Raw genomic sequence first — 20,121 nt, forward strand, 5'->3', positions numbered from 1 at the left:
TATTCCTTATAAGAGGTTATAGAATTGTAACATACATACAATAAATTCTAATTTGATAAATTGAGTAAGCATTATATGATATATTATTATATTTTTTATCATCATAATGAACTTAGAAAAGGAATTGACATATTGTAATATATATAAATTGAAGTTTGTTTAAAAAAAAACGCTACAATTTTCCTATGAAATATTTAAGATTCATAACAAAGACATTAAAGTATATCACTTGTAACTATTGTTTAGTTTCCTAAAAAGGCAAGATATGAGCAAAGATTATATTGTTCGAGAGGGCATTCTTGATGTGTTGGAAATCACTTTTATTATGAATGTCATGCGTAAAAAGAAAATGAGAAATGAGTTTTGGCGGACGAAAATGGTAAATAATAGAAAACGTATTGTTGCAAATGAATCTGAATTGCGTAATCTCTATGATTTTTTTCAAAACTATAATGCAAAAGGAAAAAAAATTATTGTTACAATAATTTTAAATAAACTAGAAGCATTCTTCATATCTTTAGAAAAATAATATATTTTTTGTTATATTTTTGATAATTATTGCAATATAAATTTAGAAAAACATTAAAATTATTCTTTCAAGATTGAATTTTTAGAATAAGTGGAATTGTCAAACTTGTTTTCATGTATTTCAAATAATTATGATACATTTATTTTTGCGATGATTATTTATAAAAATTATTATTTTTGATTTGCTAGAAATTAGGGTAATAAAGAATATTGATACTATTTGTATCTTAATTTAGGATTTTGATATGTTAGAACATTTTGCAATAGATTTTAATCTTATATTAGATAAAGATTTTATAATCTCTATGTTGCCATTATTTCAAAAAGCTTTTTTCTTAACATTAGAAATTTCATTTTATGGAATCTCATTTGCTATTTTACTTGGTTTTGTTATTGCATTAATTGTATATTATAGAATCCCTTATCTTTTTGGACTATCGCGTGTTTATATTGAAATTTCTCGTAATACTCCTTTAATTATTCAATTATTTTTTCTTTATTTTGGGTTAGCATATTGGGTCGAAATCTCGAATTTTTGGTGTGCTATAATCGGCGTTACTTTTCTTGGAAGTAGCTACATGGCAGAATCTTTTCGTTTGGGGTTTGTATCTATTAAAGATTCTCAAATAGAATCTGCACTTTCACTTGGTTTGAGTAAAATACAGATTCTGAAATTTATTATTTTTCCGCAAAGTATTACTCTTGCTTTACCATCTATTTGTGCTAATGTTTTGTTTTTAATTAAAGAAACTTCTATTATTGGAGTCATTGGTTTGCAAGACTTAATGTCGGTAACAAAAGAAATTATTGGAAACTATGGACAAACAAATGAGGCATTATTTATGCTGATTATTGCATATCTAGTTGTTTTATTACCTCTAAGCTTTCTCTTTTCGTGGCTCGAGTATTTTTTTCGTAAATATGTTTTATAAGGGGGATTGATGGAAATACCAAATGATACGCAATCCAAAACATCAATACAAGGGGATATATCCCCACATAAGGGAGAAGATACCAAATTATTTCCACAGAGAGAAGTTGTGTGCAATAATCAACAAAGCAAAGATCTTAGAGAATCTCAAGGCTGCGAGCATTCTTGTAATTCTTTGAACATGCAAACTCACACAAAAATTTTTACAAACCCTCTTTATCTTACTTCTGGAAGAATTTTAGAACCCTATCAAATTATTTATGAAACTTATGGCACTTTAAATGATGACAAAAGCAATGCTATTCTTATAACACATGCATTAACCGGTAGCCATCATTGTGCTGGACGATATGAACATGAAAAAAAAGTTGGCTGGTGGGATAATATGGTGGGAGATCATAAACCCATTGATACAACGAAATATTTTGTTATTTGTGCAAATGTGATTGGTTCATGTTATGGTTCTACTTCTCCAATTAGCCCTATTTATGGAAGTTTTGGCGACAATGGTTATTATAGATTTAAGTTTCCTGTGATTACCATTCAAGATATGGTAAAGGCAATAAGAATTTTATTAAACTCTCTTGAAATCTCTTGCTTGTATGCGGTGATTGGTGGTTCTATGGGGGGAATGCAAGCTCTTAGTTTTGCCATTCTTTATCCTAAAAGTGCACGTGCATTTATTCCTATTGCAATGAGTTATTCAAGCAATCCACAAGTTATTATGATAAATAAAGTTATGCGAGAAATTGTTATGTTAGATTCTGATTTTAAGGGTGGAAATTATGCAATAAATAGTGGGGAATTGCCTGCATTTAAAGGTTTACAAATTGCACGTATGCTTGGGTTTAGCCAATATATTTCGTTAGCTACTATGCAAAAGAAATTTGCTCGAAATTATGTTGGGACAGATGGGGCATTTGATTTATTGGGGAGATTTGAAATAGAACGATATTTAGATTATAATGGTGCAAATTTTACTAAGTATTTTGATCCATTATGTTATCTTTATCTTATTCGTGCGCTTAGCATGTATGATGCCACTCTTGGCTTTGATAATTTAGAGAATGCACTCAAAAAGATAAAATCACCACTTCATTTAATCGGTTTTAGTGGCGATAATATGTTTCCCATAAATGAAATGTTGGAAATTAAAAAATGTATGGATATGCTCAATATTCCATGTACCTTTTATGAAGTTCAAAGTGATTATGGACATGATAGTTTTCTCGTTGAAGTTGAAAAGTATGGGGAGTATGTAAAGGATTTAATAGATAATATAAAGTAGGGTTATGTTCTACAATGCGACTTTGCTTTCAATATAAAAGTAGAGATTCTGAATAGCTTTTTATTAAAATTTTGAAAAAATCGTTAGGTTCTTGTTTTATCTTTGAGTTATCTATGTCTGATTGCAGTTCTAGTATCAAGAATATCGTTTTAAATTATTTATTCACTCCAAAATTAGAAAGGGGAAATCATGAATTTTTCTATCCAAGCAACACAAGGGAATGCAAGAGCATGTTCTTTTGAACTTGCACATGGCATTGTTCAAACACCAATTTTTATGCCTGTTGGTACACAAGGAATTATAAAGGGGTTAGATTCTATCGATATTAAAACATTTTTACAGACTAATCTTATCTTGGCAAATACTTATCATCTTTATTTGCGACCCGGTATTGATTTATTGCAACAAGCTCATGGAATCCATAATTTTGCAAATTTTCATGGGAATTATCTGACTGATAGTGGCGGATTTCAAGCATTTAGCTTAAGCGGAAATGCAAAGCCTAGCGATGATGGTATCGCTTTTAAATCACATATTGATGGAAGTTCTCATTTCTTTTCTCCTAAAAAAGTGCTTGATATTGAGTATGCCATTAATTCAGATATTATGATGATATTAGATGATTTGGTGGGTTTACCTGCCTCAAAAGGTCGTTTGCTAGATTCTATTAAACGCACAAGCATATGGGCAAAACAAAGTATAGAATACCACAATCGTAATAAACAAGAAAGAGAAATCAAGAATACAATTTTTGCGATTATGCAGGGTGGTATAGATTATGAAATGCGTAAAAGAAGTGCTATGGACTTAGTAGAACTTGAATTTGATGGGTATGCTATTGGGGGATTAGCTGTTGGTGAAAGTAGTGAAGAAATGTATGCATGTCTTGATTATGCTTGTGATTTTTTACCAATACATAAGCCTCGCTATCTTATGGGTGTTGGCACTCCCGAGAATCTTTTAGAATGCATTGATAGAGGTGTGGATATGTTTGATTGTGTTATGCCAACAAGGAATGCAAGGAATGCGACAATATTTACAAGTTATGGTAAATTGCATATTAAAAATGCTTGTTATAAAAATGATTTTACCCCGCTTGATTTGGAATGTCAGTGTTATACATGCAAGAATTATACAAGAGCATATCTTCATCATTTATTTCGAAGTGCTGAGATTTCCTATCATCGTTTGGCGAGCTTACACAATCTTTCATTTTACCTTGCATTAGTGCGTGGAGCGAGAGAAGCTATTATGCAGCAAGAATGGAATCACTACAAAAAAGAAAAATTAAGAGATTTGCAAATAAATTTAGAATCAAAAATGAAATAAATAAGATTATTTTTTACTTTATGTCTTATGCCCTACATGTAGCATAAATTTAATATTAAAGATTCTATAAAAAATAGAACGATATTATAGATAGTATTTTATATATAAATATAGTAATAAGTATTATTTGTTTATTTTAAGATAGTAGAATAATCTTTATTGTATTCTGATAATTTCTATGGTAAATATTAAAAGATGAATGAAATAAACAGAGTTTGTCATTGAAATGCAGTAATAAAAGGATATATAATGGACGAAAAGAAAAATTCAAGTATTTTTGCACAACATATAAATCTAAATTCAGGTATTTCTAATAAGAATCAAAAAGACATGAGAAAAAGATGGCTACAAACAAGAGTCTTTTTTGTTGTATTTACAATAAGTATATCTTATGTTATTGTCCTTATTCTCGCATTTTCTATGGGTGGAGCAAGTGTTAAGGATTTGGGCTTTGAAGTATTATTTCAGCTGCGAGGTTCAAGAATTTTTATGGGGATTCTCATTGGTGTAATGCTTGCTAGTTCAGGAGTTGTGGTGCAAAGCGTATTTGCAAATCCTTTAGCTGACCCATATATTATTGGTGTAGCAGCGAGTGCAACTCTTGGTGCGGTAAGTGCCTATTTGTTAGGATTACCAGATATTTATTACGGAATCTTTGGTTTTGTTTTCAGCGTGGCTGTAAGTTTTGTGATTTTTGCAATTGGACGACATAGAGATATGGCAACATTGCTTATGCTTGGTGTAGCTATTAGTGCTTTTGTTGGTGCTTTTACGACTTTTGCTATTTATCTAATTGGTGAAGATAGTTTTAAGATCACTGCATGGCTTATGGGTTATCTTGGTAATGCAAATTGGGATCGTGTGATTATTTTGGCTATCGCAGCTATGATTTGTTCGTGGTATTTTTTTAGTAAGCGACTTGAGTTAAATATTTTGTTGCTTGGAGATGAGGAAGCACGAAGTCTTGGTGTGAATGTCAGTAGATTAAAGATTCAGTTACTTATTGTATCGAGTCTTGCGGTTGGTTTTTGCGTTGGATTTAGTGGGCTTATCGGATTTGTTGGGTTAATCATTCCACATATTTTACGTTTGGTATTGGGAAATAGTAATCACGCTATAATTTTACCGCTTAGTTTTTTCTTGGGAGGGCTATTCTTACTTGCTTGTGATACTTTTGGGCGGGTCATTTGGTTACCCATAGAGATTCCAATAGGTGTTATTACTGCATTTTTTGGTGCACCATTTTTTCTTTATTTAGCCTTAAAAAGAAGATAAGGAGTATTCATGATAGAAGTTCAGAATCTTAATTTTTTTTATACTTCCAAACATATTTTAAAAGATATTTCTTTCCATGCTAGAAATGGTGAATTACTTGGAATCTTGGGTGCAAATGGTTGTGGGAAATCTACACTCTTAAAAAATATTTTGGGTTTTTTAAAACCGCAAAGTGGTGTGATAAAAATAGATTCTGTTCCGATAAATTCTTTTAGTCCAAAAGAGCTAGCTAATATTGTGAGTTATATACCACAAAAAAGTCTTTTAACAATGCCATTAAAAGTTTTAGATTTTATGCTTTCTGGGCGTTATGCAAAACTGAACAATTCTTTCTTTGGATACCAAAATAGTGATTTTGATGCTATTGAAGAAATCGCGAATAAACTGAATGTATGGCAATATAGAGAGAGGATTGTAACAACTTTAAGTGGTGGAGAGTTTGGGCGCGTTTTGCTCGCACGTGCATTGGCAAACGAACCAAAGATTCTCTTACTTGATGAGCCTACAAGTGCTATGGATTTACATTATGCAGTTGAGATTTTACACATTGTGAAACAACTTATTGTGAATCTTAAACTATGTGGTGTTATTGTTATTCATGATCTAATGTTAGCTAGTCTTTTTTGCGATAAAATTATACTTATGAAAGATGGAAAGATTATGGATTTTGGCAATCCTCACGATTTAATTATTGTAGAAAAACTACAACAAGTATATGAGGGGTTACAATGTGAGATTATCCAGCATAATGGATACAATATTGCTATCCCACAATCATTATAAAATTTTTAAAAGCTAGCCAACAAATTAGTTTGATAATTGTAGATTCTAAGATACAATAAAAATTAGTAGTATTATGTAATGATAAGAGGGTAATATGACAATAAAACAAACTGCTTTAAATCAGAATATTTTATATGGACTTTATGGCATTAGTGATACTAAGCTTACCCCTAAACACAAAATTTTTGATTTTTTGCAGGAAGCAATAGATGGAGGAATGCGTATTTTTCAATACAGGGATAAAGATTCTAAAGATAGTGAAATTATCGGACTTGTTTCTGAATTACAAGATTTTTGTGCAAAAAAAGATGTTTTATTTGTTTTAAATGATAGATATGAGCTTGCCATTAAACTCGGTGTAGATGGGTTGCATTTAGGACAAGATGAATTAGGAGATTTTATTACAATACGAAAAGCTTTTTCTGGAATCATTGGCGTGAGTTGCTATAATGACATTTCTTCAGCATTGAAATATGAAAAAATGGGGGTAGATTATGTTGCATTTGGAGCATTCTTTTCTTCTCCAACAAAGCCACAAGCAAATCTTTGTCCGCTTAAGATTCTAGAACACGCAAAAGAAAAAATTCATATTCCAATTTGTTGCATTGGAGGTATAAGTCCAGAAAATGCAAACTTATTGCGACAAAGCGACATGATTGCTGTGATTTCGAGTTTATGGAATAAGCAAGATTCTTATATAGAATCTTGTAGAGATTCACATACAAGGATAGACATTGTTTCTAAGCAGGACATCTTTGATACCAACAGAGAAAAAAAAGAACAAGAGGAAGATTTAAAATCCCTATGGTATGTTTGTATGAACGCAAGATTATTATTGCAAAAGTGGCAAGATTATTAAAGGAAAATAAGAAAGAAATTTAACAAAATTAATCTCTTTCTTGAATGTAGGAAATAAGGTTGCTATGATAATATTTGTCGTGGCTTGTATTTATGAGATCTGGTTTTAATCAAAGAAAGATTAATTGTAAAATTGTTTGGAGCTTAAAAGAGAGCCTCTCTTAAAGACTTTAGGAGAGGTTTATAAAGAACTGGATTACCATTATACATATAAGGATAAATATGGATACTTATTCTGAATGGAATCTTGAAATGTTCCAAGCAAAAGTGATTAAATATGTCGTATCAAAAACAGTTATGAGTGGGGAAATTGCAAATGTGGTAGAATATGATAATAGAGCGGAACAAGACTTTGAAGCAATAGACGCAAAACAATCACAACCACAAAAGGCGGTTAATTTTAATGAGGTATTTTATTGCAAGATACAATTGGAGAATTACTGCATTTTTTGTTTGTGTAATTTATACTTTTGATACAAAAGATTATATTTTTTCTTTATATTTAAAAAAATTTTATCAAAACATACTAGAATTCCTATATATTTAATTTTTTAGGAGTTTTGGAATTATGAAAGAACAGATTGATAATACACAACAAAAAATATTCAAAAAAACATTTATTAATTTATTGTTTGTTTTACCATTAAGTTTCTCGTTAAGTCATGCTTTCACAGACGCCCCCCAATTTAATCGGACATCCCCAAATGGACCAGGAGCAAATATGGTAGCTTCATATCATGATGCTATTAAAAATGCAACACGGGCTGTTGTGAATATTACAACAGAAAAAAAGGTTGGATCGTTGGAGAATTCACCTTTTAATGATCCATTTTTTCGGCAATTTTTTGGTGATATGGTGCCACAAGATAAGTTACAAGGAGGTATTGGTTCTGGCGTTATTATTACAAGTAATGGTTTTATTGTTACAAATAGTCATGTTGTTAAGGACGCTGATAAAATTTTTGTAACATTACCTGGAGATACAAAAAAACATATCGCAAAGCTTATTGGAGAAGATACTCAAAGTGATATTGCCGTAATTAAGATTGAGCGAAATAATTTACCTATTCTTCCTTTTGCAGATAGTAACAAATATGCTGTAGGTGATATAGTTTTTGCTATTGGGAATCCGTTTGGTGTTGGAGAAAGTGTAACACAAGGAATAATTTCTGCACTGAACAAAAATGGTTTTGGAATCAGTAACTATGAGAATTTTATTCAAACAGATGCAAGTATTAATCCGGGAAATTCAGGTGGTGCACTTATTGATAGTCGTGGTGCATTTGTTGGTATGAATACAGCAATCATTTCTCGCACAGGAGGGAATCATGGCATTGGATTTGCAATTCCAGCTGAAATGGTAAAAAATGTTGCGGCAGAACTTATGAGAACAGGCAAGGTTCGACGAGGTTATCTTGGTGTAAGTATTAAAGATATGGATTCTGAAATTGCAAATGTTTATGGAGATGCACAAGGAGCTTTAATCGTTGGTATGCAAGCAGATTCACCTGCACAAAAGGCAGGGCTTGCTGTGTGGGATTTAGTTACAGCAGTTAATGGGAGACCAACAAAAAGTGCAGCAGAGTTGCGTAATTATATAGGATCACTTCAACCAAATCAGCAAATTACTCTTACAATCATGCGTAAGGCAATGAAGGGTAACCAGTCAATTCCAGAGGAGAAACAAGTTACTATTCGCCTTGCAGAACAACCACAAAATTCTGCACAAATACGCAATACAAATGAACCTATTACACCAAGTGGGAATCTTTTTGACAATATGCGAATTGAAAATCTTAGTGCCCAAATACGAAGAGCATACAGAGTGCCAAACGACATAGATGGTGTGCTTGTTACTGAAGTGAATCCAAATTCAAAAGCTGTAAATGTAGGATTTGCAAAGGGGGATGTAATAGCACAAATTGAAAATATTCCCATTAAAAATACTACGGATTTTCAAAATACAATTCAGTCATTTAGTGGTAAAACAAAACGCATTCTTGCTTATAATATTATGACAGGCGAAGTTAAAACGATTGTTGTGCAATAATATTCTCATTTTTTATATTCTGGAATCTCCAATCATATTAAAATTGTAAAGAATTATGTAAGTTACTTTAAATGGTTTAGTACATTTATTGGGATACTTACCTTTCTATGATTCCATAGGAATTACTCTTTATAAAAATAAAATAAAATTTGTTTTGACCGATATAGCTTAGAAAATTAATTTAAATATTTTGTTATTCATGAATTATTGACTATATTGTGATATAAGGATAGATTCTGAATAATATAAAAGGAGTTTAATATGGCAACAAGTAAGGTAAATGAAAGACTTGAAGATCTTTTTAAAAAAGCAAAAGATGATTGCGTAAGTTATGAAGCCATAGCACAAATTATTGATTCCGAACCAACAATGTCTATGATTACAAAAGTAAAATCTCTTTGCAAGACATATAAGAAAAAACTTATTAGTTCTTCTGAAATGGCAAAGAATCTGAATGAAAAAGATAAGATTGAAGCAGAAATTATAAAACAAAAAAATATTGAAGAATCATTAAGCGAAGAGTTTGATTTTCAACGCGAAAAAGAACTTTTAGAGTGGAGCAGAAGTGACAGCCCTGTGCGTATGTATTTGCGTGAAATGGGACAAATTCCACTTTTAAGTAAAGATGAAGAAGTAAGTCTTAGTAAGGACATGGAGAAAGGCGAAGATATTATTATTGATGCAATTTGTTCCGTGCCGTATCTTATTGATTTTATTTATGATTATAAAGAGGCATTAATTAATCGTGAACGACGTGTTAAGGAGTTGTTTAAAAGTTTTGAAGATGTCCAAGATGATGATATAGATTCTGATGAGGTAGATTTTGAAGATTCTGATTTTGATGAGGATATAAAAAGAAAAAATAGAAAAAACTCTAAAGCTGATGAAGCAAGAATAGAGAAGGTATTAGAGAGTTTTCAAGCTCTTAATGATGCGAAAAATGATTGGTTGAAAATCATTGAAAAAGATTGTGAAGATGAGCAAAATAGGGTCGTAAGAAGTGAAGATGAGGAATTATTACACACATTTATTTTAGCACATAAAAAAAATATTCTTAAACAACGATTGCTTGCCTTAGGACCAACAAGCAAGTTGATTAATGAGCTAACAAAAGCGATGGAAAATAGTTTAAAAAGTGATGGTGGTTTTGAACGGGAACTAAAAAGGTTAGAATATCGTTTGAATCTTTTTAATGATTCTTTGTTGGAAAATCACAAAAAAATGTTGAAAAATATTACAAATATGTCGCGTGAAGATATTGTAGCACAAGTTCCTGAAAATACTATGGTAACAACTTATGTTGAGATTCAGAAACTTTACAAAACAAAGGAAGCAAGCCAAAGTGGTTTTAATCTTGAGCCAGAAAAACTTAAAGAAATTTTGGAGCAAATTAAACGTGGCAAAAGAATTTCTGATACGGCAAAGACAAAAATGAGTCGCAGTAATTTACGACTTGTGGTAAGTATTGCGAAACGTTACACGAATCGTGGATTACCATTTTTGGACTTAATACAAGAAGGAAATATAGGATTAATGAAAGCCGTAGATAAGTTTGAATACCGCAAACAATATAAGTTTTCTACCTATGCTACTTGGTGGATTAAACAGGCTATTTCTCGTGCTATTGCTGATCAGGCAAGGACAATTAGAATCCCAATCCACATGATTGATACAATCAACAAAATTAAAAATCTTATGCGAAAACATGTACAGGAAAAAGGTGAAGAACTTGATGTAGAATCTATTGCCAACCAAGTTGGTTTAAGCGTTGACAAGGTAAAGAATGTCATTAAAATTACGAAAGAACCAATTAGCTTAGAAGCACCAATTGGCAATGATGATGATGGTAAATTTGGCGATTTTGTTGAAGATAAGGAAACAATGAGTTCTATGGATGCTATGTTAAAAGAGGATTTACGACATCAAATTGATCATGTTCTTGACCAACTTAATGAACGCGAAAAGGCTGTTATTAAAATGCGTTTTGGTCTCTTAGAAGATGAAAGTGATAGGACACTCGAAGAGATTGGGAAAGCATTAAATGTTACAAGAGAACGTGTGCGTCAGATAGAATCAAGTGCGATTAAAAAACTTAAACATCCGCGTATAGGACGACAATTAAGACAATATTTAGGTGGTTAATAAAATTAACATGATATTATGAACTTATATTCTTGATGTTATAAGACATTATAGTTTTTACAAAATATTTTGAATTTTTCTAATGTTTCTTGTATTATAATATCTTCCTCTCTCGGTGTAATATGTTTTGTGGTTTTTTGTAACTCAATGAAATAAGAACTATCCATATTATCTCCTTTCCATAAACTTTTATCTCTTTTGCTACAAAGTAAAATAATAGGGATTTTAAGATTATTTGCTATGTGACTTGGACCTGTGCTTGGGCTAATAAGAAGTGTTGCATATCGCAATAATGCAACAAGATTTAACAAATCATGGGTATTATAAAAGATTTTAACATTTTGTGGCAGTGAATCTGGTAATTTTTTATTATTAGAATAGGTAGGGATAATAAAATTTATTGTTGGATATAATGAACTTAATATATTAATGAGCTTGTTCCATCCCCCCTCCCCACATTCATGTAGAGTAAGATTGCAAAAGGTAGAATGCACAAATGGATTGATGACTACAATTGGAGATTCGAGACAAATATTATGCGTGTTAAAAAAGTTTTGAACAAAATCATCATTTTCTTGATTTGAACGCAACATAATAGCAGAAAAGTCTATGGCATTAATATGTTTATCAAAGATTTGAGAATCTATTTTACGAACAAGCATAAGCATTCTTTGATATTGTGGCATAGAATTAAAATTTCGAGAAAGAAAAATAGTATGAAATCTTGATTTAAAAATATTGCCAGCAGATAAGAATGAAATAATTTTTTTGCAATTTGTGTGGTATATCAAGTTGCAATGCCTACGATTAGCTTGAGTAAGCACAAATACATCAAAAGAATAACTATTTATATTATTTTGCAGTTCTTTTTGTCCTAATGAATCTATATTGATTAAAACATCAATAAAGGTAAATTGTGTATAAAGCTGTATCCCATTAGAATTTGTATAGACAACCAGTAGTGAATCTGGATAAAGGAATCTTAATACATAAATTGCGTGTAATGCAACAACATTGTCCCCAATTAATCCTGCACGATAAAAAGCAATTTTTGCATAGCCCACTTTCATTCCTTATGTGTTATTGTTGCAGAATTATAACATAATTTTATTACCCAAAATTTGTATCTAGGTTGTATAAAAAAGTTTGTAGTAACTATCAATGAATCTACAATATTAGAAGGAATTTGGTGATAGATTTTCTTCACAATCCAATACCTAAATCTTATCATATAATAATGTGTTTTGCCATTTCAAGATTTTAAACATTTCTTAAGACTAGTCCAATGATAATTTACAACATATCTACTTCCCACACAACATTTTGAAGTATTTTTATATCATTATATGGTGGATTCTCGCATTCAAAAAGTTAAGTTCATATTAAGAGTAAAATTTATTGTATTACTATCAAAAATATCTTTGTTATCTTTTAAAATTCCATTTTATAAAAAATTCAAGCTAGAAATTTTGGAGAATATTGTAAGGATTATTAATGTTTAAGCCTATCTTATACATTGACTTTATTTTATTCTAAATCAAGATAAAATATTATTTTTCATTTATAATTTAATGCATTCCCCACAATTTTAGGATAATATTTGCCAAATTTGGCTTTACAACACGCAATCACACCAATGCTTTAGGATTTTAAGAAGGAATAATATGTGGTATGACATTTTACAACAAGAACAAATTGCAATCAAAGTTCTAGAATCTAGATTTATTAAATCAGCAAGTAAAATTACAGAATCCATTACTACTGAATCCACAGAGATTGCGATACTTGGGCGTAGCAATGTAGGAAAAAGCTCATTGATTAATCTTTTACTTAACCATAAACTAGCAAAAAGTTCTAGCACACCAGGTAAAACACGATTGATAAATTTCTTTGGGACAACTTGGCAAATCCTCAAAATAAAAGAGCAAAACCAAATACATGTTATGCAAGATTCTCGATTAGTATATGATTCTAACAACAAAGTCAAACAACAAGATTTTAATACAAAATTAGAAGCGGATACAATTTGTATCCCACTTGTAATTGTAGATTTTCCGGGATTTGGATATGCCAAAGTAAGTAAAACAATGCAACATTTATGGGATAAAAATCTCACAGAATTTATCCAAAAAAGAAAGAATATTAAATTATTTTGTCATCTTATTGATTCTAGACATATAAATTTAGAAATTGATCAAAAAATAGAAAGTTTTTTACAATCATTACTTGTTGCACGCAAAGATTGCAGAATCTTAAAAATTTTTACAAAAGATGATAAACTTAAAAAGAATGAACTTCATAAATTGCGTGCAAGTGGTAATATTACAATTTCAACACTTAAAAAAAATCCCCAATCAATACAGAATCTCTTTCGCGAGATTCTTATCCAAAGTCTGGGAATAGATATTGAGAAGTTTTGATTAATTAGAAATATAAAATTATATAATTTTCTAAATGAGTGTAATATTGTATTGCTTAATTTTCTAGCGTTTCAAATAATTAGACTCTATAACTTAGAGAATTATATTTGCAAAATGGTATGAAGATTGAATAACTTGTATATGGCGTAGATATACAACAAACTATAATTAATTGTATAAAGATTTCTAACACTTTATAGAATCTTAAAAGAATTTAAAAGATATTTAATTAGTATTATGTGTTTTTATAAAATTATAAATTGGACTAACTATTTCAACCCTTAGCCTTTATTAATTTATATTTGGAGAGTAATTATTTTTTATAATATTATTACATTTTTGATATAAACTACTTGTTAATAAATTTACAATTTCTATAAACTCTATTCTTCCAAATGATTTATAAGATACTTATATGAAATAATAATACTTGAATGTAGTAAGTAGGAAATTTAGATTATTATAGGGTTTAGAATCTAAACCCTATATTTTTTAAAATTGAGAAACAAGTTTCTAACATAAAGTTATATTTTAGAGGCGAGACTCATATCTTCTTAGCATGTAGAGTCGCTTAAGCATTTTCTTTTTTGCATTAATTTTACGTTTTTTGCGTTGTTCCGTTTGAGATTCAAAAAATCTTCTTGAGCGACATTCAGTTACAATGAGATTTCTATCTGCTTGTTTCTTAAATCGTCTATATGCTTCATCAAAAGTTTCATTGTCTTTGACTTTAACACCCGGCATAATACCACCACCTTTCTGAAATAAAATGGACATTATAACAAAAAAATACAAATAAAAGTGCTTTTACATACAATAATATATATTTTTATTTTACTTTAATCTTATGCTACAATTTCTTTACAACAATATGTTTAAAAAGGAAAAATCATGATAATTATTCCTGCAAGACTTGGTAGCACAAGATTCCCACAGAAAATTTTATGTGATATTGGCGGTATGCCAATGTTTATTAGAAGTGCAAAAAATGCTCAAGAAATTGATGAAGTCATATTAGCTTTAGATTCTCATGAGACTTGTGAGATTGCCAAACAATATAATATTCAATATGTTATGACAGACCCTGCTATATCAAATGGTAGTTTGCGTGTGCTTGAGGCAAGTAAAATATTGGGATTAAAGTCGGATACAACCATTATTAATTTGCAAGCTGATGAACCATTCTTGGAGCATTCTGTTATTTTATCATTGCGAGATTCTATGCACGATAATCCCTTTATGGCAACTTGTGCAAAAGAAATTGATTCTGAAAATGCACAAAATCCAAATATTGTAAAGGTTGTATTAAACCATAATAGTGAAGCAATTTATTTTTCTCGTTCCTGCATTCCTTTTTATAGAGATAATGCTAATGTAGAACAAAAATATTTAGGACATCTTGGCTTATATGCATATTCTAAGGAAAGTCTTGAAGAATTGGCAGATTTACCAGAAACAGAACTTGAGAACATAGAAAAACTAGAACAACTCCGTGCTATTTATTATAATAAGATTATTAAAGTCGTGTGTGTGGAAAGTCACAGTATCGGTATAGATACACCACAGGACTTAGAAGAAGCAAAAAAAATGTATGGAATCTAAAGCGAAAATCGGGAGAGTATTTTTCATAGACTCTTTCAAGGTTCTAATATTTTTTTAGAATACCATAAGAAAAAATTAATTTTATAATTTTTATAATATAAATTAAATATTTCATAAATTTTAGATTCTATTCAGTTTCCAGTAATATCTACAACTTACAACAAATAAGATAAAAAGAGGTAATAACATACTAATTTCTGGAATAAAAATAGCATTTGCATTCAATTTTCCAAGTGAAAAAAATATACCCCAAATCATAAGAGAGAGTACACTAAAACCAATTCCAAGTATTGCGAGATTCTCATATCTAGCAAGAGGTGGGGCATAATACGCAATAATCACAGCTATCATTGAGATAAAAAAGGGTATAATGCCTAGTGAATATAAAATACCTCGAGTGCGTTTTGTATCAGCATGTTCTTGTAAAAGAATATTTAATGAATATATTGCATCGATTAAAGAAACAGATGGTTTGTTCTTATAAAAAGTATCAAGAATTTTTGGACGAAAACCCTTGAGAATTTGAATTCTTTCATGTTGTGTTGTTGTCATTGTTGTTTGTCCTAATTCATAAGATGATGGAAAAGTGGAGATTCTCGGTTCTATTAAATGCCATTCATTCTGTGCAAAAAAACCTTCATTTGCACGTGTAATACTAATTAATTGTCTTTTTCCATTTGATAAAGAACGCGTTTGATATACTTTGATATTTTCAGCTTTTTGTAAGAGTGGATAAATTCTTTGAAAATAAATATAGTCCTCACCGTAACGAATAAATAAATCTTTGGAAATTGCACTACCTTCATTTTTTTGGATAATATTATCTACATTTTCTTGAGCATAGGCGAAATTTGTTGCATTCAATCCAATATAACAAGAAATAATGATGTTTATTAATATAAATGGTGGGAAGAGTATCTTTTTTTTTGAATATCCAAGCGATAAGAGGGCGATATATTGATTACTTTTAATGAGTGTAATATAAAATACAATTAATCCTAAAAGAAGAGAAAGAGGTAAAACATAATTAAAAGCATACATGGCATTAAACGCTAAAAAACGCACAGCAGTATTCGCAGAACTTGAGAGTAAATCAAAATATTGCAAACTATCAACAGCAAGAAAAAAAAATTCTAGCCCTAACAATATTATTATGGTTGGCTTTAAAAAACGGACTGCGATAAACCAAAAAAACATGCAATTCCTTTTCTAAGTTTATGGCGTATTGTATCAAAATCTTTTAAAGGAAGTTTATTAATGAACACCTTAAAAGAAATTTATTGACAATATTTGGTGGAAAGATTAATTTTATGGTTTTAATGCAGTGAAGATCATAAGTAATCTAGCTATTAACTCAATCAATAATTTTACTTGAAATAACTTCTTAAGATTTTAAAGAATAAAATGAGATGAATGATTTACCTAAAAAGTATAGAATCTTTTTAGAATGAAATTCAGTATATAAAGATTCTAAAAATGTATGGAAGAATTTTGAATCAAATCAATAGTTATAATCTAAAAATTATGAAATTATAATCAAGATTCTGACTCTCGCAAGGATAAAAAACAGAATGTTGATGGTATATAAAAAATATAAAATTGCACTTATTTTTTTACTATTCTACACGCATCAATATGCTATTGCACAAAATTATGGTGGTAATTATGATTGGCGTATGATCGGTGGAGGACCACTGCAGCTTGTGTCTTTTCATGTGGGTTCATCAACGAGTATTACGCATAATGGAGACACAGGTTATAGTTTGGGTGTGAGTGTGGGGTGGAATTATTTTTCTGCATTTTATGGTGTATTTGATAATATAGAGCATGTGTTTGATATGGGTATGCGTGTGAAATATAACTTTAATCATAATGTTATAAAAAGTCATTTGGTTGGTGCAGAACTTTATTTGCATTTCCCATATAGCACGACAAATATTTTTGCAAAATTTCCACAACCATTTTCACTTATTCTTGGTGGAGGAGGAATCTTTGTTTATCCTGATTCTAAAGCAAGTAGAGCGGATATTCATGGGTATTATGTAGAAACAGGAATTGGAATTGCAAAATTTTTTATTGTAAATGTCAATCTTCTGTATCGTTGGAGCTTTTTCCCTTCTGGTGTTAGTCAAGGGAATGCAATAGGATTGCAACCAATAGAGCAAAGCTTTCACGTAGAATTTGCGATTTTTTAATAGAGCAACACAGAAATAGATAAAATTAGAGAATCTGTGCTATAATTCTAAGCTTAAACATATTAAAATAATTAAAATTTATGATCAAAAGAATTGATAAAAACAAGAATAGTCTAAAATACTTTTTACCTCTGTAAAACTTTTTGTAAATTTAATTATAAGATTCTATTTTTGATTGAAGGCTATATGTGAGAAACAAAAATAAAATATTATGCAATATTGCATTCTTGTTCTATATGTTTTTGATATGTCTCAATCCAGTATTTGCTGCACCAAATGACAATGTCTCAAAGATTAATGGTGTGCCAATTCCAACTGTGGATTTAAGCATTAATCCACCAAGTACACCTACACAACTTGTAACTACGCTTAATATCGTTATCCTGCTGACTTTACTTGTCTTAGCGCCATCACTCCTTTTAATGATGACAAGTTTTACAAGGATTTTAATTGTATTGGGTTTTTTACGCACAGCACTTGGCACACAGCAATCGCCGCCAACACAAGTTTTGGTAAGTTTTGCATTAATCCTTACCTTTTTTATTATGGAACCTGTTGTAAAAGATGCATATAATGTTGGGATAAAACCTTATATGGCAGAAGAAATCGGCTATGAACAAGCATTTGAAGATACAATTCGTCCTTTTAAAAAATTTATGATAACCAATACGCGTCATAGTGATATTGCACTTTTTTATAAAATACGCAATGAGAATCCTCCCCAAATGAATAATATTAATACCGATGAAGATTTCGCAAAACTGATTGATCAAGTTTCATTAAGTATTATTGTCCCCTCATTTATGATTAGTGAGTTGAAAACAGCATTTCAAATTGGTTTCTTGCTCTATTTGCCATTTTTAGTTATTGATATGGTGATTGCGTCTGTGCTTATGTCTATGGGTATGATGATGTTACCTCCAGTTATGATTTCTTTACCATTTAAGATTCTTATATTTGTACTCGTTGATGGCTTTAATCTGCTAACATGGAATCTTGTTCGTGCATTTAATTACAGCTAAGATTTATCATAAGAAAATATAAGGGATAAAAGAGTATATGCAAAATACTACAAAAAAGCTTAAAAAAGCGATTGTCTTAGGTGGTGGTGGGTCAAAAGGTTCGTATCAAATTGGAGCGTGGAAAGCTTTAAGAGAATTACAAATAGACTATGATATTGTTACAGGCACAAGCATAGGTTCTTTCAATGGTGTACTTATGGTGCAAGATGATTTTGAACGTGCACTTGATTTGTGGATGGGGATTGACATTGACAAGGTTATTATCAATGGTCTCAATCTTCGCACAGATTTTAATTACTATCGAGATCATAGTGATAAGCTCTTACCTTTTTTAAAAAGCTACGCAGACAATAAAGGTATGGATATTACCCCATTGAAACGACTGCTTTCTGAATATATCCATGAAGATAAATTCTTCAAATCCCATATCAATTATGGACTTGTAAGTGTAAAATTTCCATCTATGAAACCATGTCAAAAAGCTAAAGATACTATTCAACACGATTCTCTAAAAGATTGGATACTTGCTTCATGCTCGTGTTTTCCTGCATTTCCTATATATAAAATTGGAGATGATGGGTATATTGATGGTGGCTATTATGACAATTTACCAATTAATTTTGCATTTATGCTTGGTGCGGAACAAATTATCGCAATTGCACTGAATCCAAACCCTCATGAATATAGTAATCACCCGCTTGTGCGTTGTATACAGCCAAAAGAGAGTTTGGGTAGTATGCTTGATTTTGATAATGCGACAATTAGCGAAAACATTACATTGGGATATTTGGATACAATGAAATCTTTTGGTAAGATTCGAGGAAATAATTTTAGCTTTTATGATCTGGATATGAAACAATACAATGATGCCTTTATTCGCACATTATCTAAAATTCTTCATGATGAAGCAACAACGCATTATGAAGCAAGTAGTTTTGAGTTATTGCAGAAAATTGTAAATATTTCAAATAATACACCCATTCATAATAGAATTTTAGAACTCCTTACATCTTCTTTAAAATTACCAGATGGTTTTATAAATACACTATCGCTTCTCCCTCGTACAACATACTTGGAAAATTTTGTTCTCGCATTAATAGAATCTCAAATGTATTATTTCGAATTTGATGTATTACAAATTCATACAATACCAAATGTGCTTCAAGATATTTGGCAAAAATCTAGAGATTTCTTACATAATCAAAACATCACATCATTAAGTAACGATATAACAGATAGGGAATTTTTGTCAGTTATTCTTTGTTATTTTATGGAATCTCTTTAGACAATAATTCTTTTTTTAAAATTCTCAGTAGTATTATGTTCTTTGAAGTGTAGGTATTGTAAGATATAAAACTATATGCAAATATTTTATAAAAAGGTGATATGAATTAAAAGTAATAAAAGATTTTGTTGTAAGAATGTCATATTTTAAATAAAATATTGCTGAAATAGTGAAGTTAAAAAGGGTAGGGTTACATGTAAAATTATTACTTACTCAAGAGCATAAAGTGTTTGAAAACTTGTAGACATTAGCAAGGTTTTTTATATCTGAATATATAAAAGATTTCAAAAAATAGAAGAAATTTTTTATAGAAAGTTTGTTATAACGGGAATTGTTAGAGTAAGATTCTAACTTACTTAATATCCATAATAAAACCTCATAGAGGATTCCTTTATACTTTATTCATGAGATAA

Annotated in this window: 18 protein-coding genes; 15 read left to right on the forward strand and 3 right to left on the reverse strand. The window is 30.2% G+C overall.

Features of this window, described 5'->3' with window-relative positions:
• Positions 1-265: 265 nt before the first annotated feature.
• The 10 genes from CQA53_RS00325 (at position 266) to rpoD (ending at position 11,184) form a co-directional block, all read left to right on the forward strand.
• Positions 266-529 (forward strand): hypothetical protein, encoded by a 264-nt coding sequence (locus tag CQA53_RS00325; protein ID WP_115542038.1) that lies wholly within the window; start codon positions 266-268, stop codon positions 527-529.
• 244 nt (positions 530-773) lie between these two features.
• Positions 774-1,460, forward strand: coding sequence for an amino acid ABC transporter permease (locus CQA53_RS00330; RefSeq protein WP_115542039.1), 687 nt, complete (start codon positions 774-776; stop codon positions 1,458-1,460).
• Between the two features lie 9 nt (positions 1,461-1,469).
• On the forward strand, positions 1,470-2,747 hold the full coding sequence (gene metX, locus CQA53_RS00335; RefSeq protein ID WP_245945532.1) for a homoserine O-acetyltransferase MetX: 1,278 nt from the start codon (positions 1,470-1,472) through the stop codon (positions 2,745-2,747).
• A 189-nt stretch (positions 2,748-2,936) separates the two neighbouring features.
• On the forward strand, positions 2,937-4,076 hold the full coding sequence (gene tgt, locus CQA53_RS00340) for a tRNA guanosine(34) transglycosylase Tgt (protein ID WP_115542040.1): 1,140 nt from the start codon (positions 2,937-2,939) through the stop codon (positions 4,074-4,076).
• A 330-nt stretch (positions 4,077-4,406) separates the two neighbouring features.
• Positions 4,407-5,351 (forward strand): FecCD family ABC transporter permease, encoded by a 945-nt coding sequence (locus tag CQA53_RS00345; RefSeq protein WP_115542228.1) that lies wholly within the window; start codon positions 4,407-4,409, stop codon positions 5,349-5,351.
• Positions 5,352-5,360: 9 nt separating this feature from the next.
• Complete coding sequence (locus CQA53_RS00350; RefSeq protein WP_115542041.1) at positions 5,361-6,134, forward strand: ABC transporter ATP-binding protein; 774 nt, start codon at positions 5,361-5,363, stop codon at positions 6,132-6,134.
• Between the two features lie 94 nt (positions 6,135-6,228).
• The gene (gene thiE, locus CQA53_RS00355; RefSeq protein ID WP_115542042.1) at positions 6,229-6,993 is read left to right on the forward strand and encodes a thiamine phosphate synthase; all 765 of its coding nucleotides are present in this window, start codon (positions 6,229-6,231) and stop codon (positions 6,991-6,993) included.
• A gap of 221 nt (positions 6,994-7,214) precedes the next feature.
• On the forward strand, positions 7,215-7,466 hold the full coding sequence (locus CQA53_RS00360) for a hypothetical protein (protein ID WP_115542043.1): 252 nt from the start codon (positions 7,215-7,217) through the stop codon (positions 7,464-7,466).
• 127 nt (positions 7,467-7,593) lie between these two features.
• Positions 7,594-9,042 carry a Do family serine endopeptidase gene (locus CQA53_RS00365; protein WP_407918833.1) on the forward strand — a complete coding sequence of 483 codons (1,449 nt, stop codon included), beginning with the start codon at positions 7,594-7,596 and terminating at the stop codon, positions 9,040-9,042.
• A 261-nt stretch (positions 9,043-9,303) separates the two neighbouring features.
• The gene (gene rpoD, locus CQA53_RS00370) at positions 9,304-11,184 is read left to right on the forward strand and encodes an RNA polymerase sigma factor RpoD (RefSeq protein ID WP_115542045.1); all 1,881 of its coding nucleotides are present in this window, start codon (positions 9,304-9,306) and stop codon (positions 11,182-11,184) included.
• Positions 11,185-11,222: 38 nt separating this feature from the next.
• Here rpoD and CQA53_RS00375 read toward each other — a convergent pair whose 3' ends face one another.
• Positions 11,223-12,248: a glycosyltransferase family 9 protein gene (locus CQA53_RS00375; protein ID WP_245945534.1), complete on the reverse strand. Its 1,026-nt coding sequence runs from the start codon at positions 12,246-12,248 to the stop codon at positions 11,223-11,225.
• Positions 12,249-12,848: 600 nt separating this feature from the next.
• Between CQA53_RS00375 and CQA53_RS00380 the strand changes: the two genes are divergently transcribed.
• Complete coding sequence (locus tag CQA53_RS00380) at positions 12,849-13,604, forward strand: GTP-binding protein (protein WP_115542046.1); 756 nt, start codon at positions 12,849-12,851, stop codon at positions 13,602-13,604.
• 531 nt (positions 13,605-14,135) lie between these two features.
• On the opposite strand, the gene rpsU is transcribed toward CQA53_RS00380, so the two are convergent.
• Positions 14,136-14,348 (reverse strand): 30S ribosomal protein S21, encoded by a 213-nt coding sequence (rpsU, locus tag CQA53_RS00385; protein ID WP_115542047.1) that lies wholly within the window; start codon positions 14,346-14,348, stop codon positions 14,136-14,138.
• Between the two features lie 147 nt (positions 14,349-14,495).
• Between rpsU and kdsB the strand changes: the two genes are divergently transcribed.
• On the forward strand, positions 14,496-15,206 hold the full coding sequence (gene kdsB / locus CQA53_RS00390) for a 3-deoxy-manno-octulosonate cytidylyltransferase (protein ID WP_115542048.1): 711 nt from the start codon (positions 14,496-14,498) through the stop codon (positions 15,204-15,206).
• A gap of 120 nt (positions 15,207-15,326) precedes the next feature.
• Here the strand turns inward: kdsB and CQA53_RS00395 are convergent, their stop codons facing one another.
• Positions 15,327-16,403, reverse strand: a complete 1,077-nt coding sequence (locus CQA53_RS00395; protein WP_115542049.1) for an LptF/LptG family permease — start codon at positions 16,401-16,403, stop codon at positions 15,327-15,329.
• A 374-nt stretch (positions 16,404-16,777) separates the two neighbouring features.
• On the opposite strand from CQA53_RS00395, the gene CQA53_RS00400 reads away from it, so the two are divergent.
• The 3 genes from CQA53_RS00400 (at position 16,778) to CQA53_RS00410 (ending at position 19,708) form a co-directional block, all read left to right on the forward strand.
• Positions 16,778-17,401 carry a hypothetical protein gene (locus tag CQA53_RS00400; RefSeq protein ID WP_115542050.1) on the forward strand — a complete coding sequence of 208 codons (624 nt, stop codon included), beginning with the start codon at positions 16,778-16,780 and terminating at the stop codon, positions 17,399-17,401.
• A 236-nt stretch (positions 17,402-17,637) separates the two neighbouring features.
• Positions 17,638-18,423 carry a flagellar type III secretion system pore protein FliP gene (gene fliP, locus CQA53_RS00405; RefSeq protein ID WP_115542230.1) on the forward strand — a complete coding sequence of 262 codons (786 nt, stop codon included), beginning with the start codon at positions 17,638-17,640 and terminating at the stop codon, positions 18,421-18,423.
• 37 nt (positions 18,424-18,460) lie between these two features.
• The gene (locus CQA53_RS00410) at positions 18,461-19,708 is read left to right on the forward strand and encodes a patatin-like phospholipase family protein (RefSeq protein ID WP_115542051.1); all 1,248 of its coding nucleotides are present in this window, start codon (positions 18,461-18,463) and stop codon (positions 19,706-19,708) included.
• The last annotated feature ends 413 nt before the right edge of the window (positions 19,709-20,121 follow it).

Origin of the sequence: Helicobacter didelphidarum (genome assembly GCF_003364195.1) — a bacterium.
Classification (GTDB): domain Bacteria; phylum Campylobacterota; class Campylobacteria; order Campylobacterales; family Helicobacteraceae; genus Helicobacter_A; species Helicobacter_A didelphidarum.

Bases quoted from the DNA above. Each gene is read 5' to 3' on its own strand.
- CQA53_RS00325 (WP_115542038.1), top strand. From the start codon at position 266: ATGAGCAAAGATTATATTGTTCGAGAGGGCATTCTTGATGTGTTGGAA.
- CQA53_RS00330 (WP_115542039.1), top strand. From the start codon at position 774: ATGTTAGAACATTTTGCAATAGATTTTAATCTTATATTAGATAAAGAT.
- metX (WP_245945532.1), top strand. From the start codon at position 1,470: ATGGAAATACCAAATGATACGCAATCCAAAACATCAATACAAGGGGAT.
- tgt (WP_115542040.1), top strand. From the start codon at position 2,937: ATGAATTTTTCTATCCAAGCAACACAAGGGAATGCAAGAGCATGTTCT.
- CQA53_RS00345 (WP_115542228.1), top strand. From the start codon at position 4,407: ATGAGAAAAAGATGGCTACAAACAAGAGTCTTTTTTGTTGTATTTACA.
- CQA53_RS00350 (WP_115542041.1), top strand. From the start codon at position 5,361: ATGATAGAAGTTCAGAATCTTAATTTTTTTTATACTTCCAAACATATT.
- thiE (WP_115542042.1), top strand. From the start codon at position 6,229: ATGACAATAAAACAAACTGCTTTAAATCAGAATATTTTATATGGACTT.
- CQA53_RS00360 (WP_115542043.1), top strand. From the start codon at position 7,215: ATGGATACTTATTCTGAATGGAATCTTGAAATGTTCCAAGCAAAAGTG.
- rpoD (WP_115542045.1), top strand. From the start codon at position 9,304: ATGGCAACAAGTAAGGTAAATGAAAGACTTGAAGATCTTTTTAAAAAA.
- CQA53_RS00380 (WP_115542046.1), top strand. From the start codon at position 12,849: ATGTGGTATGACATTTTACAACAAGAACAAATTGCAATCAAAGTTCTA.
- rpsU (WP_115542047.1), bottom strand. From the start codon at position 14,348: ATGCCGGGTGTTAAAGTCAAAGACAATGAAACTTTTGATGAAGCATAT.
- kdsB (WP_115542048.1), top strand. From the start codon at position 14,496: ATGATAATTATTCCTGCAAGACTTGGTAGCACAAGATTCCCACAGAAA.
- CQA53_RS00395 (WP_115542049.1), bottom strand. From the start codon at position 16,403: ATGTTTTTTTGGTTTATCGCAGTCCGTTTTTTAAAGCCAACCATAATA.
- CQA53_RS00400 (WP_115542050.1), top strand. From the start codon at position 16,778: ATGTTGATGGTATATAAAAAATATAAAATTGCACTTATTTTTTTACTA.
- fliP (WP_115542230.1), top strand. From the start codon at position 17,638: ATGTTTTTGATATGTCTCAATCCAGTATTTGCTGCACCAAATGACAAT.
- CQA53_RS00410 (WP_115542051.1), top strand. From the start codon at position 18,461: ATGCAAAATACTACAAAAAAGCTTAAAAAAGCGATTGTCTTAGGTGGT.